The following is a 17,879-nucleotide window of genomic DNA, read 5'->3' on the forward strand; positions in this document are numbered from 1 at the left end:
GATTCCATACAGACGTCCCAGACACATGACTTACACGTACGTCCTATACATTCGTTCTAGACAAGCGTTTAAGACGCGCGTACATTCACTGCCATGACGAACCCGACGCACTCACCGAACCCCCCGAGCACCCCCAACTCCCGTGCGGGACGCCGCGAATGGACCGCACTCGGCGTCCTGATGCTGCCGCTCCTGCTGGTCTCGATGGACGTCTCCGTCCTCTACTTCGCCATCCCGGCGATCAGCGCGGACCTGGAGCCCAGCGGCACCCAGCAGCTGTGGATCTTCGACATCTACGCCTTCGTCCTGGCCGGCCTGCTGATGACGATGGGCTCGGTCGGCGACCGCATCGGCTACCGCCGGCTCCTCCTGATCGGCGCCGCCGCCTTCGGCACCGCCTCCGTCATCGCGGCCTACGCGACCAGCGCCGAGACCCTCATCGCCGCCCGCGCGGTCCTCGGCATCGGCGGCGCGACCCTGATGCCCTCGACGATGGCGCTGCTGCGCACGATGTTCACCGACCCCGGCCAGCGCGCGAAGGCGATCGGCCTGTGGTCCGGCGTGATGACCGCGGGCGTCGCCCTCGGCTCGGTGCTCAGCGGTGTCCTGGTCCAGTACTTCTGGTGGGGCTCGGTCTTCCTGGTCAACCTCCCCGCGATGGCGCTGCTCCTGCTCATCGGCCCATTCCTGCTCCCCGAGTCCAAGAACCCCGCCCCCGGCCGCTTCGACTGGCCGAGCGTCCCGCTGTCGATGGCCGCCGTCCTGCCCGTGATCTACGGCCTCAAGGAGATCCCCTCCGAGGGCTGGCACGCCCAGTACGTCGTCTCGATCACCGTCGGCCTGCTCTTCGCCACCCTCTTCGTCCACCGCCAGCGCACCACCGCGTCCCCGATGATCGACCCGACCCTGTTCCGCAACCGCGGCTTCGCCCCCTCGGTCGTCCTCAACCTCCTCTCCGCCTTCGGCATGATGGGCTCGGCCTTCTTCACCACGCAGTACCTGCAGTCGGTCCTCGGCAAGAGCCCGATGGAGGCGGCCCTGTGGGCCCTGCTCCCCTCGGTACCGATCGGCATGGCGGCCCCGCTGGCAACCACCCTCGTCCAGAAGGGAGTTGACCGCGCCTACGTAGTCGCCTCGGGCTTCACGATCGCCGCCTGCGGCTACGGCATGCTCGCCGTCACCGGCACCGACTCCCTCTGGCTGATCCTGGCCGCCGCCGGCGTCCTCGCCTCCGGGATCGTCATGGTGATGTCCCAGATCATGGACCTCGCGATGGGCACCGCCCCCGTGGAGAAGGCGGGCGTCGCGTCCTCCCTGATGGAAACGGGCTCCGAGTTCGGCGGCGCCCTCGGCATGGCCGTCCTCGGCTCCATCGGTACGGCGATCTACCGCCACGGCATCCCCACCTCGGCCCCCGCCCCGGCCCACGAAACCCTCGGCGGCGCCCTGGCCGTCGCCCACCAGCTGCCGGGGCGCACGGGAGACGCCCTGCTCGCGACTGCCCGGGACGCCTTCACCGACGGCATGCACGGCGCGGCGATCGCGGGGGCGGTGCTGTTGCTGGGGGCGGCGGTCGCGGCGGTGGGGACCCTGCGGGGCATCCGGGTACAGGCACCCGAGCCGGTCACGGCGGAACCGCAGAAGGCGGAGGCGTGAGCCCCAACTACACAGAAACGCCGGGTGGGTTGAGGATCATCTCCTCAACCCACCCGGCGTTATTGCGAGTCTCAGACCAGGTTCACCGAACGAGCCGACGTAGCGCCGATCTCCTCGGCAACCTCCGCCAACACATTCGCCGCAACCGTGTCGTCAACGGTCAGCACGGCCAACGCCTCGCCACCCGCCACCGACCGCGACACCTGCATCCCGGCGATGTTGATCCCGGCCTCACCGAAGACACGGCCGACCGTGCCGACAACCCCGGGCCGGTCCTCGTACCGCAGCACCACCATGTGGTCGGCGAGCGCGAGGTCGACGTCGTAGTCGCCGACCGCGACGATCTTCTGGAGGTTCTTGGGACCGGCGAGCGTGCCGGAGACCGAGACCTCCTCGCCGCTGCCGAGCGTGCCGCGCACGGTGACGACGTTGCGGTGATCGGCGGACTCGGAGCTGGTGGTCAGCCGTACCTCGACACCCCGCTCCTGCGCGAACAGAGGAGCGTTGACGTACGACACGGTCTCCGCGACGACGTCCTCGAACACGCCCTTGAGCGCGGAGAGTTCGAGCACCTTGACGTCGTGCTGGGTGATCTCGCCGTAGACCTCGACGTCGAGGCGGACCGCGACCTCGCCCGCGAGGGCGGTGAAGATGCGGCCGAGCTTCTCGGCGAGGGGCAGGCCCGGCTTGACGTCCTCGGCGATGACGCCGCCCTGGACGTTCACCGCGTCGGGGACGAGTTCACCGGCGAGGGCGAGGCGTACCGACCTGGCGACGGAGACGCCGGCCTTCTCCTGGGCCTCGTCCGTGGAGGCGCCGAGGTGCGGGGTGGAGACGACCTGGTCGAACTCGAACAGCGGGGAGTCCGTGCAGGGCTCCTTCGCGTACACGTCGAGCCCGGCGCCGGCGACGCGGCCCTCCTTGAGCGCGGAGTACAGCGCCTCCTCGTCGACGATCCCGCCGCGCGCGGCGTTGACGATCCGCACGGTCGGCTTGACCTTGCGCAGCGCCTCGTCGCCGATGAGACCGACCGTCTCCGGGGTCTTGGGCAGGTGCACGGTGATGAAGTCGGAGACTTCGAGCAGCTCGTCCAGCGAAAGGATCTTGACGCCCATCTGCGCGGCTCGCGCGGGCTGGATGTAGGGGTCGTAGGCGACGACCTTCATCCCGAACGCGGACATGCGCTGCGCGACGAGGGCACCGATGCGCCCCAGACCCACAACACCCAGGGTCTTCTCGGCCAGTTCGACGCCCGTGTACTTGCTGCGCTTCCACTCGCCGTTCTTCAGCGCGGCGTTGGCCTGCGGGATGTGGCGTGCGGTCGCCAGCAGCAGACCGCAGGCCAGTTCGGCGGCGGTGACGATGTTCGAGGTGGGCGCGTTGACGACCATCACGCCGGCCTTGGTGGCGGCGGAGACGTCCACGTTGTCCAGGCCGACGCCGGCTCGTGCGACGACCTTCAACTTCCGTGCGGCGGCGACCGCTTCGGCGTCGACCTTGGTGGCCGAGCGGATCAGGATCGCGTCGACGTCGGCGATCGCGGGGAGCAGCTCGCCCCGGTCGGCGCCGTTGCAGTGCCGGATCTCGAAGTCCGGGCCGAGGGCGTCCACCGTCGCGGGCGACAGCTCTTCAGCGATGAGTACGACAGGTTTCGAGCTCACGTGAGTCCTCACAAGTCCATTGCGTGCGGACGGCCGTCCCGACGGCCGCAGGCGGTGGAGGTAGCGGCGCCGGGGAATGTCGGGTGCGCTCCCGCGCCCGCCGCGGCAGCGGCTGATGTCTCAGCCGGTGCGTGCTCTCGGTGTGCCGGACGAAGGTTCTCGTAGCGGAGCTACTAGGGCCTTCGGCCGGTGCGGCGAGAGTGCGTGCCGGGCGGCGCGGGGGTGTGCCTGCCATTCCTCGGTGTCGCTAAGGGGCCGCGTGGAGACGCACGACGCTGTGGGCCTGACGCGTATTAGTACGGCAGTGTAGTGGCGCGCCGACAGACGTCTTACGCCTCTGCGGAAGGATCACCCGTCCGTGGCTGGACGGGTTGGACAAAGGGGCCGGAGCATTCGCTCCAGCCCCTGTGCCTCAGGACTTACGCCTCTTCGTCGACCCAGCTCATCAGCTTGCGGAGCTGCTTGCCGGTCGTCTCCAGCAGGGACTCGGCGTCCTTCTGCTTGTACTCGTTGTACTTCTTCAGGCCACCGTGGTACTCGGCCATCCACTCACGCGCGAACGTGCCGTCCTGGATCTCGGCGAGGACCTGCTTCATCGTGGCCTTGGTCTCGTCCGTGATGATCCGCGGGCCGGTGACGTAGTCGCCCCACTCGGCGGTCTCGGAGATCGACCAGCGCATCTTCTCCAGGCCGCCCTCGTACATGAGGTCGACGATGAGCTTCAGCTCGTGCAGGCACTCGAAGTACGCGATCTCGGGCTGGTAACCGGCCTCGGTCAGCGTCTCGAAACCGGCCTTGACCAGCGCGGCCGTACCACCGCAGAGAACGGCCTGCTCACCGAACAGGTCGGTCTCGGTCTCCTCGGTGAAGGTCGTCTTGATGACGCCGGCGCGGGTGCCGCCGATGCCCTTGGCGTACGACAGCGCGAGCGCGAAGCCGTTGCCGCTGGCGTCCTGCTCGACGGCCGCGATACACGGAACGCCGCGGCCCTCCTCGTACTGGCGGCGCACCAGGTGGCCCGGGCCCTTGGGGGCGACCATGCAGACGTCGACGTTGGCCGGCGGCTTGATGAAGTCGAAGCGGATGTTCAGGCCGTGGCCGAAGAACAGCGCGTCGCCGTCGTTGAGGTTGTCCTTGATGGACTCCTCGTAGACCTGGGCCTGGATCGGGTCCGGCACCAGGATCATGATGACGTCGGCCTCGGCGGCGGCCTCGGCGGGGGTCACGACGCGGAGGCCCTGCTCCTCGGCCTTCGCCTTGGACTTGGAGCCCTCGTGCAGACCGACTCGGACGTCGACACCCGAGTCACGCAGCGACAGCGCGTGGGCGTGGCCCTGGCTGCCGTAGCCGATGACCGCGACCTTGCGGCCCTGGATGATGGACAGGTCGGCGTCGGCGTCGTAGAACAGCTCGGCCACTTTGGGTTCTCTCCTTGGAGTGCAGGTGTTGCGTCCCACCGTATGACGGCGGCGGGAATCGAAGTTCGGGGGTCTCGGAATGCGGGCGGCCGGGGCCGCCCGCAGACGGTTCTACGCGGAGCGGTCGAGCGCGCGCAGCGAGCGGTCGGTGATGGAGCGGGCGCCGCGGCCGATCGCGATCGTGCCGGACTGGACCAGCTCCTTGATGCCGTACGGCTCCAGCATCTTGAGCATCGCGGACAGCTTGTCGCTGCTGCCCGTGGCCTCGACGGTGACGGCCTCCGGGGAGACGTCGACCGTCTTGGCGCGGAAGAGCTGGACGATCTCGACGATCTGGGAGCGCGTCTCGTTGTCGGCGCGCACCTTCACCAGAACGAGTTCGCGCTGAACCGCGGAACCGGCTTCCAGTTCGACGATCTTCAGCACGTTGACGAGCTTGTTGAGCTGCTTGGTGACCTGTTCGAGCGGGAGTGCCTCGATCACGTTCACCACGATCGTGATGCGGGAGATGTCGGGGTGTTCGGTGACACCGACGGCGAGGGAGTCGATGTTGAAGCCGCGCCGCGAGAACAGGGCGGTGATCCGGGCGAGGACACCTGGCTTGTTCTCGACCAGGACCGAGAGCGTGTGCTTGGACATTTCTCTTTCGTCTCTCTCGCTCAGTCGTCTTCGTTGTCGCCGAAGTCGGGGCGGACGTCCCGGGCGAACATGACCTCGTCGTTCGAGGTGCCGGCGGCGACCATCGGCCACACCATGGCGTCCTCGTGGACGATGAAGTCGATCACGACGGGGCGGTCGTTGATCGAGTTCGCCTCCTCGATGACCTTGTCGAGGTCGTCGGGGGACTCGCAGCGGATCGCGTAACAGCCCATCGCCTCCGACAGCTTGACGAAGTCGGGGATGCGCGTGCCGGCGCTCGGCTGCTTGCCGTCCGCCTCCGGGCCGCTGTGCAGCACGGTGTTGGAGTAGCGCTGGTTGTAGAACAGGGTCTGCCACTGGCGGACCATGCCGAGGGCGCCGTTGTTGATGATGGCGACCTTGATCGGGATGTTGTTCAGGGCGCAGGTGGTGAGTTCCTGATTGGTCATCTGGAAGCAACCGTCGCCGTCGATCGCCCAGACCGTCCGGTCCGGCGCGCCGGCCTTGGCGCCCATCGCGGCCGGGACCGCGTAGCCCATCGTCCCCGCGCCACCCGAGTTGAGCCAGGTCGCCGGCTTCTCGTACTGGATGTAGTGCGCGGCCCACATCTGGTGCTGGCCGACGCCCGCCGCGAAGATGGTGTTCTCCGGGGCGAGTTGGCCGATGCGCTCGATGACCTGCTGCGGGGAGAGCGAACCGTTGTCGGGCTGCTCGTAACCGAGCGGGTAGGTCTCGCGCCAGCGGTTGAGGTCCTTCCACCAGGCGCTGTAGTCGCCGGTGTGGCCTTCGCTGTGCTCCTTCTGGACCGCCTGGACGAGATCGGCGATGACCTCGCGGGCGTCCCCCACGATCGGCACGTCGGCGGCACGGTTCTTGCCGATCTCGGCCGGGTCGATGTCGGCGTGGACGATCTTCGCGTACGGCGCGAAACTGTCCAGCTTGCCGGTGACGCGGTCGTCGAAGCGGGCTCCGAGGGCGACGATCAGGTCGGCCTTCTGCAATGCGGTGACGGCGGTGACCGCACCATGCATGCCCGGCATTCCCACGTGCAGCTCGTGACTGTCGGGGAATGCGCCAAGCGCCATCAGGGTGGTGGTGACGGGCGCTCCGGTGAGTTCTGCGAGGACCTTCAGCTCGGCGGTGGCGTGGGCCTTGATGACGCCGCCGCCGACGTAGAGGACGGGCCGCTTCGCGGCGGTGATCAGCTTGGCGGCCTCGCGGATCTGCTTGGCGTGCGGCTTGGTCACCGGACGGTAGCCCGGCAGGTCCATGACCGGCGGCCAGGAGAAGGTGGTCTTCGCCTGGAGGGCGTCCTTCGCGATGTCGACCAGCACCGGGCCGGGGCGGCCGGTGGAGGCGATGTGGAAGGCCTGCGCGATGACGCGCGGGATGTCCTCGGCCTGGGTGACCAGGAAGTTGTGCTTGGTGACCGGCATCGTGATGCCGACGATGTCCGCCTCCTGGAAGGCGTCCGTACCGATCGCCTTCGACGCGACCTGCCCGGTGATCGCCACGAGCGGCACCGAGTCCATGTGCGCGTCGGCGATCGGCGTCACCAGGTTGGTGGCACCGGGCCCTGAAGTCGCCATGCAGACACCGACCTTGCCGGTGGCCTGCGCGTAACCGGTGGCCGCGTGGCCCGCGCCCTGCTCGTGGCGGACCAGCACGTGACGCACCCGCGTCGAGTCCATCAGCGGGTCGTACGCCGGAAGGATCGCACCGCCGGGAATGCCGAATACCGTGTCGGCCCCGACTTCCTCAAGAGAGCGGATGAGGGACTGCGCGCCCGTGACGTGCTCGGGGGCGGACGGCTGTCCTCCGGATCGGGGCCGCGGCTGCGGATGGGCCCCGGTGGCCTGCTCGGTCATCGTCATTCTCTTCTCGATGCTGAGGGTTTTTGCGAGGTTTGTGCGGGGTTCTACTGCTGCACGACTGGATCTTGTGCAACAAAAAACCCCTCGTGCCGTGAGGCAAGCGAGGGGAGCGCGCCGGGTGCGGTCGCTGGGAGTTCCGGGTCCGTCCGGACGTCACCAGCGTCAGCCGACGCGCTTTCCAAGTACGAGAATTCGGGTGCGCATGGCATTGACCCTCCCCCCGGCACGCATCCACTGTCAAGTGGGTGGGACGGGAGTCTCATTATGTGAACGGAGGGCCGTTCCGCCACCGAAAACCGCGGGCACACCACTGGTGTACACCCCCAGCGCGCCTCCCGCGAACGCGGGCTCGGCCGGGCCGTGCGGCACCGGATAGTGACCGCGCGACAGGGCCCGGCGCAGCCGGTACTCGTCGAGCGGACCGGAGAAGGCCATGCCCTGCCCGTGCGTACAGCCCATCGCGCGCAGGGCGACCACCTGTTCCGGCAGATCGACCCCGTCGGCCACCGACTGAAGCCCCAGATCGCAGGCGATCCGCAGCAGCCCGCTGGTGATCTTGTGCAGCCGCGCGGACTCGACGACGCCCTCGACCAGACTGCGGTCCAGTTTCAGTACGTCGACGGGGAGCCGCCGAAGCGTCGTGATGGCCGCGTAGCCGCTCCCGAACCCGTCGAGGGCGATCCGGACGCCGAGCCGCCGCAGCGCGGTCAGACGGCGCTCCAGCTCGTCCAGGGAGGTCCTCGGATCGGTGTCGGACAGCTCGATCACCAGCGACCCGGACGGCAGCCCGTGCCGGGTCAGCAGCGCCTCGATCGAACCGAGCGGCATCGACTTGTCCAGCAGCCGCCGGGCACTTATCCGCACGGCGACGGACACGGCGAGCCCGGTGGCGGTCCGCTCGGCGGCCTGCTCCACGGCCTCCTCCAGCATCCAGCGCCCCAGCTCGGCGGTCTTGTCGCTGTCCTCGGCCACCCGCAGGAACTCGGCCGGCGTGAACAGCACCCCTTGCGAGGACCGCCAGCGCGCCTGCGTGGACACCGACGCGATCCGCCCGTCCACCAGCGACACCACGGGCTGGTGCAGCAGCGCGAACTCCCCGTCGTGCAGTGCGGCCCGCAGCCGCGTGGCCAACTCCGCCTTCCGTACGACGTCCTGCTGCATCTGCGGGGCGTAGAGCTCGACGCGGCCCTTGCCGGCGCCCTTGGCGCGGTACATCGCGAGATCCGCGTTGCGCAGCAACTCGCCCGCACCCAGGCCCGGTTCGGCGAAGGCGACGCCGATGGAGGCGGCGACGCGGACATCGTTGCCGTCGATGAGGTACGGCTGGGACAGGGTGATTCTCAGGCGGTCGGCGAGTTCCATGATGTGCCGCTCGCGGGCGGAGCGGTCCCGGGTGCCGTCGCCGACGATCAGGGCCGCGAACTCGTCGCCGCCGAGCCGGGACGCGGTGTCGCCGTGCCGGACCGCGCCGTCGAGTCTGCGGGCGGCCTGGATGAGGAGTTCGTCGCCCGCCTGGTGGCCGATGGTGTCGTTGACGGCCTTGAAGCCGTCGAGGTCGATGAAGAGCACGGCCGTGCCGCGGTCGGTGGAGCGGCGGCCGGACAGGGCCTGCTGGACGCGCTTGGTGAACAGCGCGCGGTTGGGCAGGTCGGTGAGCGGGTCGTGCTCGGCGTTGTGCTGCAACTGCGCCTGGAGGCGCACCCGTTCGGTCACGTCCCGGCTGTTGAAGATCAGGCCGCCGTGGTGGCGGTTGACCGTCGACTCGACGTTCAGCCAGCGGTCGTCGCCGGAGCGGAAGCGGCATTCGATGCGGGTGGTGGACTCCTCGAAGGGGTTGGCGGTGAGGAAGCGGCGCACCTCGTGCACCACACAGCCGAGGTCCTCCGGGTGGATGAGCGAGGCCAGTTCGGTCCCGACCAGCTCCTCCGCGGGCTTGCCGTAGACACCGGCGGCGGCCGGGGAGACGTAGCGGAGGATGCCGTTCGGGGCGGCGATCATGATGACGTCGCTGGAGCCCTGCACCAGGGAGCGGAAGTGGTTCTCCTTCTGCGCCAGCTCCTGGGTGAGGGTGATGTTGTCGAGCAGCATGATGCCCTGGCGCACCACGAGGGCGAGCACCACGCAGCCCGCGGTGATGAGCACCACACGGTCGGGGCTGCGGCCGTTGAGCACGTTGTAGAGAACCCCCAACGTGCAGACGGCGGCGGCGAGATACGGGGTGAGCGCGGCCAGCGAACCGGCGATGGGCCGGGTGGCCGGATACCGGCCGTGGTCGGCGCCGGGCGCGGGCGCCTGGGGGATGCCGACCCGCGGTCCGGGCCGGTGCTCGTGCACCACGCGCGTGTGCCCGTCGCCCTCGGGGTGGGTGTGCCGGGGCGTGGCCCAGGGGGCGTAGGCGAGGAGCAGCGAGCCGGCGAACCAGCCCGCGTCGAGCAACTGGCCCGAGTGGTAGTTGTTGTGGAGCAGCGGCGAGGTGAACAGGGCGTCGCACATCACGGTCAGGGCGAGTGCGCCGATCGCGGTGTTCACGGCGGTGCGGTTGACCGAGGAACGCCGGAAGTGCAGCGCGAGCACCATGCTGACGAGCGCGATGTCGAGCAGTGGGTACGCCAGGGACAGCGCGGTGTGAGCCACGCTAGGCCCGTCGAACTTGGCGGCCTGGGCCAGCGCGAGGCTCCAGGACAGCGTGAGCAGCGAGCCCCCGATCAGCCAGGCGTCCAGCGCCAGACAGACCCAACCGGCCTTGGTGACCGGCCTCTTGGCGAGAACCAGCAGCCCGACGATGGCGGGCGGCGCGAAGCACAGGAAGAACAGATCGGCGAAACTGGGGCTGGGCACCTGTCGCTCCAGGACGACCTCGTACCACCCCCAGACTCCGTTGCCCAGTGCCGCCATCGCCGAGGAGAGCGAGAACAGCAGCCAGGCGGGTCGAAAGCGGATACGGCGGCTTCGCGCGTAGAGGAAACATGAGACGGCGGCGGTACCGGCTGCCGCGCTGAGCCCGAAGTCGCCCATGATCAGGGCGACTTGGTGCGAGCCCCAGTCGAGCGCGGAACCGACGGCGTATCCCGCGCACACCAGGGCCAGGACGAGTTGCTGGACCAGGCTCCACGTGCCACCGGTCGCCGGTGGTCGTGGCTGCCGCGTCCCGGGTGAAGTCCGGTCCCGGAGCGCCCCGTTGAGGGTGGTCGTCGGAGACGGTGGCGAACTCACCGGGCCCTCCCGGTCCGCGTCGCTCCCGGGTCCCGCGGGCCCGGGTGCGCTGGATGAGCGTGCCTGCGGCGGCTGTTGGGCCTGCGGTGGTGATGGCTGTTGTGGTTGCTGTGATGTCCGGCGCGGCCGCCATGACCGGCGTGACCGCAGTGGTTGGCGTGATGGCCGCGGCTGCGCGCGGCGGTGCGCCAGGGTCGCCGTCGGCGGCCCCGCCGCGTCGGATCGCTCGTCCATAGGCCGTGCATCGCCCGTCGCCCCCCTCACAGTCTGAAATGTCCATCCCCGGCGCCGAACGGTGCGCGGCGCAGCCCCTGCCGGGACGATACACCAGTCTCGTCACTCAGGGACATAGTTCCTCTACGCTCCGTGACGACCAGCAGAGATGCGTACACGCCCCGCTTCCGAAAGGTTGCGGAGGGTGCCGGAAGCGGATGACCGGCCTGTCGCGGCTAGTTCTCCGGCTTCCCCGTCTCGCCTGTCGTAAGGATCACGTTGCGCAGGGGCTGCCGGTTCACGAATCGTCCCAACTGGTCGACAACCAGACGCTTCGCACGCGGCAGGAAGGCGGACGTGGGCCCGCCGACATGGGGACTGATCAGCACGCCGGGCGCCTGCCACAACGGGTGCCCCTGGGGCAGCGGTTCGGGGTCGGTGACGTCCAACGCGGCGGTGATACGGCCGCTTTCGAGCTCCGCGAGCAGCGCCTTCGTGTCGACCACCGGGCCGCGGGCCACGTTGACCAGCAGCGCCCCGTCCTTCATCCGCGCCAGGAACTCGGCGTCGACCAGGTGCCGGGTGGTCTCGTTGAGCGGCGTGGACAGGATGACGACGTCCATGTCCGGGAGCAGGGCGGGCAGTTCGGCGAGCGGATGCACCGGCCCGCGCGCGGTGGTACGCGCGGAGCGCGCCACCCGCGCCACCCGCGCGAGCTCGAAGGGAGTGAGCCGGTCCTCGATGGCGGCGCCGATGGAGCCGTAGCCGACGATGAGGACGGACTTGTCGGCGAGGGCGGGGTGGAACCCGCCGCGCCACTCCCCCTTGTCCTGCGCCCGCACGAAGTCGGGGATGCCACGCAGCGAGGCGAGGATCAGCGCCAGAGTCAGCTCGCCGGTGCTCGCCTCGTGCACGCCCTGCGCGTTGCACAACTGCACACCGGGGCGCAGGTACTTGAGCCCCGGCTGCACGTTGTCGATGCCGGCCGAGAGGGTCTGTACGACCTCCACCGACCTCATCTCCGGCAGCGGCCGTAGGCCGGTCTCGCCGCTCTTCATGTACGGCACGACGTAGAAGGCGCAGTCGGCCGGGTCCGCGGGGAACTCGTCACCCCCGTCCCAGAACAGGTAGTTGGGCCCTTCGGGGAGCCCCTCGATCTCCTCCGGCGGGATGGACAGCCATACGTCAACAGTCATGGTCAGGAGGCTATGTCAGGGCCACGCGCGCGTAGAGGTTAGGTTGGTGGGCCAGGAGAGGGAGGGTCGCGAGCAGGTGGAGCGCAGGACGATCGGCGCGGGGGCGCTCGCTATGGGGGCCGTGGGACTCGGCTGCATGCCGATGAACTGGGCCTACAGCGGGTCGCGGCGGCGGGGCGACGAGTCGGTCAGGGCCGTGCACCGGGCGCTCGATCTCGGCGTGACGCTGCTGGACACCGCCGACATGTACGGCCCGTTCACCAACGAGCTGTTGTTGGGGCGGGTGTTGAAGGAGCGGCGCGCGGACGCGTTCGTGTCGACCAAGGTCGGCCTGCTGGTCGGCGAACAGCACATCGTGGCCAACGGCCGCCCCGGCTACGTCAGACGAGCGTGCGACGCGTCACTCCGCCGCCTCCAGACGGACGTGATCGACCTCTACCAACTCCACCGCGCCGACCCCGAGGTCCCGGTCGAGGAGACCTGGGGTGCGATGGCGGACCTCGTACAGGCCGGAAAAGTACGGGCGTTGGGCCTGTGCGCGGTAGGCGCCCGCTCCGCCCGCCGCCCCGGCGCCCGCCTCCATGACGGAACGATCCGCCAACTCCAGCGCGTACAACAGGTGTTCCCGGTCACAGCGGTACAGGCCGAACTGTCGGTGTGGTCCCCGGAAGCCCTGGACGCCCTGCTGCCCTGGTGCGCGGCACGAGGCGTCGGCTTCTTGGCGGCCATGCCCCTGGGCAACGGTTTCCTGACGGGCACCCTCACCCCGGGCGAGGGCTTCGAACCGGACGACGTCCGCGCCCGCCACCCCCGCTTCACCGCCGAAATGACCGCGGCGAACCAGCCGATCATCGCCGGCCTGCGCCGGATCGCCCGCCGCCACGGCCCGGAGGTGACCCCGGCCCAGGTGGCCCTGGCGTGGGTACTGGCGCAGGGGGCGCATGTGGTGGCGGTACCGGGGACGAAGCGGGAGCGGTGGGTGGTGGAGAACGCGGGGGCGGCGGGGGTGCGGTTGACGGACGAGGATCTGGCGGAGGTGGCGGAACTTCCGGGGGCGTTGGGGTCTTGGGATTGAGGGGGTGGCGGGGGTGTTGGGGACTTGAGGGCTGAGGGTGTGCGGGCTGGGGGCTTGAGGCCGAGCGCGGCCCCGCTTTCCCACCCCGACGGCTCGATCGTGCGTCGGTGCGCGGTGATCGGGAACCCGGGCGGCGCGAGCGGTGTATGAAAAGTAGAACCAGCCGCAGGGGCCGGTCGTGAGCCCACCGCAAGAACCCGTCGTACCCACTGGTGAGTACCCGCCCGTCGAAAGGACCTGATCGTGCAACGTCGAGTCGCTTCGGCCGCCCTGGCCGTGACCGCGCTCCTGCTGACGGCGGGCTGCTCCTCCGACGGGGGAGGATCCCCGGGCGAGGGCACGAGCGCGTCGTCCACCAGCTCCGGTACGGCGACGGGGTCGTCCCCCTCCCCGCAGTCCACCGAACAGGCCGCCCCGCCCGCCAAGGGCACCGTGAAGGTGCTGCGTACCGTCACCGAGGGCCTGAAGACGCCCTGGGGCCTCGCCCCGCTGCCCGACGGGAACCTCCTCGTCTCCTCGCGCGACGACGGCACGATCACCCGGATCGACGAGAAGACCGGCAAGAAGACCGAGTTGGGCAAGGTGTCCGGGGTCTCCGCGGCCGGCGAGGGCGGCCTCCTCGGTATCGCGCTCTCCCCGGACTACGCCTCGGACCACATGGTCTACGCGTACTTCACCACGGCCTCGGACAACCGCATCGCCCGCATGCTGTACGACGAGAAGAAGCCGGCCGGTGAGCAGCTGGGCGCGCCCGACACCATCTTCAAGGGGATCCCCAAGGGCTATATCCACAACGGCGGGCGAATCGCCTTCGGCCCGGACGGCATGCTGTACGCGGGCACGGGCGAGAGCGGCCAGCGCGGCCTGGCGCAGGACAAGAAGTCCCTCGGCGGCAAGATCCTGCGGCTGACCCCGGAGGGCGACCCGGCACCGGGCAACCCGTTCCCGAACTCGCCGGTGTACACCTACGGCCACCGCAATGTGCAGGGCCTCGCCTGGGACTCCAAGCAGCGGCTGTTCGCCTCGGAGTTCGGCCAGGACACCTGGGACGAGCTGAACGCGATCACCCCGGGCGACGACTACGGCTGGCCGAACGCGGAAGGCAAGGGCGACAACCCCAAGTACCACAACCCGATCACCCAGTGGCACACGGACGACGCCTCCCCCAGCGGCATCGCCTACGCCGAGGGCTCGATATGGATGGCGGGACTCAAGGGCCAACGCCTGTGGCGCATCCCGCTGGACGGCACGAAGTTGTCGGCCGCCCCGCAGGCCTTCCTCACCGGCGAGTACGGCCGCCTGCGCACGGTGGTCTCGGCCGGCGACGACAAGCTGTGGCTCGTCACCAGCAACACGGACGGCCGGGGCACGCCTAAGTCGGGGGACGACCGGATTCTGGAGCTTCAGGTGACATAGGTCCGGGTGACGCGGGGCCGGGCGACGAAGCGGACTCCGGCGACTGGACCGGCTCGGGATCGGGCGCCGGCTCAGGTGCAGGGTCGGGCACTGCCTCAGGAGCGGGTTCGGGCACTGACTCAGGAGCGTGATCGGGCGCTGCCTCAGGAGCGTGATCGGGCAGGCGTACGACCACCGTGCCCGACTCCAGGTCTATCGGCCCGCGCCCCGGGTCTCCGTCCGCGACGTCGACCCTGGTCAGCTCAAGTCGGTTGGCCTCGTCCTGGGTGTGCTTGCGGCCCGGTGAGAACAACTCCTCGAACATGTTGAACACGGCGCCTCCCCTGTGCCGGTCCCTACAGCGTACGACTCATCGCGCGGAGCGCACGGGGAGCGGGTCGGGCGGGAACAGCTCCAGGCGGTGGGCGACGGCGGCCGCCTCGCCGCGGCCCGAGACGCCGAGCTTGCCGAGGATGTTCGAGACGTGGACGCTCGCGGTCTTCGGGGAGATGAAGAGTTCCTCGGCGATCTGCCGGTTGGTGCGGCCGGCGGAGACCAGGCGCAGGACGTCACGCTCACGGCTGGTGAGGCCCAGCGCCTCGACGGGGTCGACGGGGGCCGCTCTGCGCGCCGGGACCTTCGTGAGCGTCAGCCGGGCCCGCTGGGCGAGCAGCGCGACGGAGTCGGCGAGCGGGCGGGCGCCGAGGTGGTCGGCGACGGCGGCGGACAGGCGGAGCAGTTCCGTGGCGCGGTCCCGCTCGTCGTCACCGCCGTCGGGGTCGGACAGCAGCGCCTCGGCCAGCCGGTGCCGGACGCGGGCGAGATCGTAGGGGCGGTCGAGGCATTCGAAGGCGGCGACCGCCTCGGTCCAGTCGTCCGGGGTGGCGCGGCCCTCGGCGTGCCGGACTTCGGCGCGGAGCCAGCGTTCGTGGGCCTGCCAGACGGGGACGGTGGTGGGGACCGGCTTGGCGGCCTGCCGGATGCGTTCGAGGACCTTGGGGCGGTCGGGGTCGGCGACGGGCAGGCCGAGGGCCCGGGTCTCGGCGACGGCCGCGGTGACCAGCAGGGGCCAGGCCTCGAAGTGGCTGCCGGGGCGGAAGCCGGAGTCCAGGACCCGTTCGAGAGTGGCGCGGGCGTCGAGGACGCGGCCCTCGGCGGTGGCGACCTGGAGTTCGATGCGCTCCAGGGGCAGATGGTGCTGGGGGGCGACGTCGTCGGTGCCGAAGTGCTGGCGGGCGGCGGCCAGTTGGCGCCGGGCCTCCGTCAAATCGCCGCGGGCGAGGGCGAGTTCGGCGCGGATGCGGGCGTGGAAGCCGCGGGGTTTGGCGCTCTGGCCCACGCGCTCCGACTTGGTCGCCGCCTCGGCGGCCTCGTCCCAACGGCCGAGGGAGAACAGGGATTCGGCGAGGTTCCCCCAGATCCAGGACTCCTTGTCGAACTGGCCGTACTTCTTGGCGAAGGCGAGCCCCGTCTCCAGGATGGGCACGGCCTCGCGGGAGCGGCCGACCGTTTCGAGGGAGGAGGGAAGGTTCACATAGCTGCGGCCGGCGACGGTGCAGATGCCCTCGGCGACCGTGCGTTCGTTCACGTCGACCAGTTCGGCGAGGCCTCGCTCGACGTCGCCGGAGGCGACCATGAGGCCGGCCAGGGTGAGGCGGGCGTCCATCTCGATCTCGCGGGCGCCCACCATGCGCGCGTACTCGACCGCGCGCTCGGCGGCCACATAGGCGTCGGGTCCGGGCACATGGACCATGGACCAGCCGGCGACCTTGGCGAGGACCTCCGCGTGCACCTCGGAAGGCGGCAGTCCGCGGACCAGCTCCTGGGCGGCGGCGAGTTCCACCCAGCCGTCACCGCGGGCCTGGTGCCGGACCAGGACGGAGCGCTGCACCCAGAACCAGGCGGCCCGCAGCGGGTCGCCCTCGTCCTCCAGGAGACGCAGCGCCCGCTTGGTGATCTTCAGGGCGCGCTCGCGCTCCCCGCTCAGCCGTCCGGCGACGGCGGCCTCCGCCATCAGGTCGAGATAGCGCAGGGGTGTGGTCTCGGGGTCGCAGCCGCAGGGCGGATACACCTCGGTGTAGTCGACGGGACGCAGCCCGGCGCGTACGGCGTCGGGGGCGGTGTCCCAGAGCTCCATCGCCCGCTCCAGGAGCCGTAGTTGCTCGGAGTGGGCGTGCCGGCCGCGGGCCGCCACGGAGGCGTCCAGGACGGCGGGGAGGGCCTTGGCGGCGTCGTGGGCGTGGTACCAGTAGCTCGCCAGCCGCATGACGCGCTGGTCGGCGGGGACGAGCGTCGGGTCGGCCTCCAGGACCTCGGCGTAGCGGCGGTTGATGCGGGAGCGCTCGCCGGGCAGCAGGTCGTCGCCGACGGCCTCGCGGACCAGGGAGTGGCGGAAGCGGTAGCCGTCGTCACCGGGCGCGGCCTGGAGGATGTTGGCGCCGACGGCGGCGCGCAGGGCCTCGATGAGGTCGTCCTCGGCGAGCCGGGCGACGGCGGCGAGCAGTCGGTACTCGACGGTGGAGCCGCCCTCGGCGACGATCCGGGCGACCCGCTGGGCGCTCTCGGGCAGCGACTCGACCCGGACGAGGAGCAAGTCGCGCAGGGAGTCGGTGAGGTTGCTGCGGCAGCCGTCGTGGGCGGCGACGGCGAGTTCCTCGACGAAGAAGGCGTTGCCGTCGGAGCGTTCGAAGATCTCGTCGACCTGGGCGGGGTCCGGTTCGGCGGCGTGGATGCCGGCGATCTGGCGGCCCACTTCCTGCCGGTTGAAGCGGCCCAGTTCGATCCGGCGGACCGTACGCAGCCGGTCGAGCTCGGCGAGCAGGGGGCGCAGTGGATGGCGGCGGTGGATGTCGTCGGCGCGGTAGGTGGCGAGGACGAGGAGGCGGCCGGTGCGCAGGGTGCGGAACAGGTAGGCGAGGAGGTGCCGGGTGGAGGCGTCGGCCCAGTGCAGGTCCTCCAGGGCGACGACCACCGTGCGGTCGGCGGCGACGCGCTCCAGGAGGCGCGCGGTGAGCTCGAAGAGGCGGGCCATGCCCTCCTCGTCGTGCCGGCCGGTCCGCTGGGAGGTGGGGGTCTCCGCCAACTCGGGGAGGAGCCGGGCGAGTTCCTCCTCCTGGCCGGTGGCCGCCGCGGACAGCTCGTCGGGCAGTGCGCGGCGCAGCGCGCGCAGGGCCGTGGAGAACGGGGCGAAGGGCAGTCCGTCCGCGCCGATCTCGACACAGCCGCCGAGGGCGACGACGGCACCCCTGCGGCAGGCGGCGGTGGCGAACTCCTCGACGAGCCGGGTCTTGCCCACGCCGGCCTCGCCGCCTAGCAGCAACGCCTGCGGCTCGCCCGCGGCGGCGCGGGCGAGCGCATCGTTCAGCGTGTCCAGTTCGTCGGCGCGACCGACGAAGACCGGACTGACGGACCTGGTCTCCACACTTGCGAGCATGTCACGCGGGTCTGACAACGCGGCACCGGTTTTCGGGAGGGCGGCCGCCGGGAGGAGCGCCCCGCCGGTCGGCCGGACGGGCGCCGTACGGCCGTCCTCCCGGGCC

11 protein-coding genes are annotated in these 17,879 nt (G+C 70.4%); 3 read left to right on the forward strand and 8 right to left on the reverse strand.

The window, feature by feature from the left end:
- Positions 1-93: 93 nt before the first annotated feature.
- The gene (locus ACIBK4_RS01940) at positions 94-1,656 is read left to right on the forward strand and encodes an MFS transporter (RefSeq protein ID WP_398991182.1); all 1,563 of its coding nucleotides are present in this window, start codon (positions 94-96) and stop codon (positions 1,654-1,656) included.
- 71 nt (positions 1,657-1,727) lie between these two features.
- Here the strand turns inward: ACIBK4_RS01940 and serA are convergent, their stop codons facing one another.
- The 6 genes from serA to ACIBK4_RS01970 all read right to left on the reverse strand — a co-directional run bounded on the left by serA (position 1,728) and on the right by ACIBK4_RS01970 (position 11,870).
- Positions 1,728-3,317 (reverse strand): phosphoglycerate dehydrogenase, encoded by a 1,590-nt coding sequence (gene serA / locus ACIBK4_RS01945; protein ID WP_398991183.1) that lies wholly within the window; start codon positions 3,315-3,317, stop codon positions 1,728-1,730.
- Between the two features lie 419 nt (positions 3,318-3,736).
- Complete coding sequence (gene ilvC / locus ACIBK4_RS01950; RefSeq protein WP_398991184.1) at positions 3,737-4,735, reverse strand: ketol-acid reductoisomerase; 999 nt, start codon at positions 4,733-4,735, stop codon at positions 3,737-3,739.
- Between the two features lie 111 nt (positions 4,736-4,846).
- Positions 4,847-5,374: an acetolactate synthase small subunit gene (gene ilvN / locus ACIBK4_RS01955; RefSeq protein WP_019058577.1), complete on the reverse strand. Its 528-nt coding sequence runs from the start codon at positions 5,372-5,374 to the stop codon at positions 4,847-4,849.
- Positions 5,375-5,394: 20 nt separating this feature from the next.
- Positions 5,395-7,248 carry an acetolactate synthase large subunit gene (locus tag ACIBK4_RS01960; RefSeq protein WP_398991185.1) on the reverse strand — a complete coding sequence of 618 codons (1,854 nt, stop codon included), beginning with the start codon at positions 7,246-7,248 and terminating at the stop codon, positions 5,395-5,397.
- Between the two features lie 237 nt (positions 7,249-7,485).
- Positions 7,486-10,461, reverse strand: coding sequence for a putative bifunctional diguanylate cyclase/phosphodiesterase (locus ACIBK4_RS01965; protein ID WP_398991187.1), 2,976 nt, complete (start codon positions 10,459-10,461; stop codon positions 7,486-7,488).
- A gap of 449 nt (positions 10,462-10,910) precedes the next feature.
- A complete protein-coding gene (locus ACIBK4_RS01970) occupies positions 10,911-11,870 on the reverse strand; it encodes a 2-hydroxyacid dehydrogenase (RefSeq protein WP_398991189.1) in 960 nt (319 codons plus the stop codon).
- Between the two features lie 76 nt (positions 11,871-11,946).
- On the opposite strand from ACIBK4_RS01970, the gene ACIBK4_RS01975 reads away from it, so the two are divergent.
- Complete coding sequence (locus ACIBK4_RS01975) at positions 11,947-12,945, forward strand: aldo/keto reductase (protein ID WP_398991191.1); 999 nt, start codon at positions 11,947-11,949, stop codon at positions 12,943-12,945.
- 237 nt (positions 12,946-13,182) lie between these two features.
- Positions 13,183-14,361, forward strand: a complete 1,179-nt coding sequence (locus ACIBK4_RS01980) for a PQQ-dependent sugar dehydrogenase (protein WP_398992909.1) — start codon at positions 13,183-13,185, stop codon at positions 14,359-14,361.
- Here the strand turns inward: ACIBK4_RS01980 and ACIBK4_RS01985 are convergent.
- Together ACIBK4_RS01985 and ACIBK4_RS01990 are read right to left on the reverse strand one after the other, a co-directional pair.
- Entirely contained in the window at positions 14,318-14,665 is a 348-nt protein-coding gene (locus tag ACIBK4_RS01985; RefSeq protein WP_398992911.1) for a DUF6191 domain-containing protein, read from the reverse strand. The two genes, ACIBK4_RS01980 and ACIBK4_RS01985, sit on opposite strands and share 44 nt — an antisense overlap.
- A gap of 45 nt (positions 14,666-14,710) precedes the next feature.
- Positions 14,711-17,773, reverse strand: a complete 3,063-nt coding sequence (locus ACIBK4_RS01990) for an AAA family ATPase (protein ID WP_398991192.1) — start codon at positions 17,771-17,773, stop codon at positions 14,711-14,713.
- Positions 17,774-17,879 lie beyond the last annotated feature (106 nt).

The sequence above is a fragment of the Streptomyces sp. NPDC050528 genome, assembly GCF_044457795.1.
Classification (GTDB): domain Bacteria; phylum Actinomycetota; class Actinomycetes; order Streptomycetales; family Streptomycetaceae; genus Streptomyces.

Coding starts and splice junctions, on each gene's coding strand:
- ACIBK4_RS01970 (WP_398991189.1), bottom strand. CDS start 11,870: ATGACTGTTGACGTATGGCTGTCCATCCCGCCGGAGGAGATCGAGGGG.
- ilvN (WP_019058577.1), bottom strand. CDS start 5,374: ATGTCCAAGCACACGCTCTCGGTCCTGGTCGAGAACAAGCCAGGTGTC.
- ACIBK4_RS01940 (WP_398991182.1), top strand. CDS start 94: ATGACGAACCCGACGCACTCACCGAACCCCCCGAGCACCCCCAACTCC.
- ACIBK4_RS01990 (WP_398991192.1), bottom strand. CDS start 17,773: ATGCTCGCAAGTGTGGAGACCAGGTCCGTCAGTCCGGTCTTCGTCGGT.
- ACIBK4_RS01960 (WP_398991185.1), bottom strand. CDS start 7,248: ATGACGATGACCGAGCAGGCCACCGGGGCCCATCCGCAGCCGCGGCCC.
- ACIBK4_RS01985 (WP_398992911.1), bottom strand. CDS start 14,665: ATGTTCGAGGAGTTGTTCTCACCGGGCCGCAAGCACACCCAGGACGAG.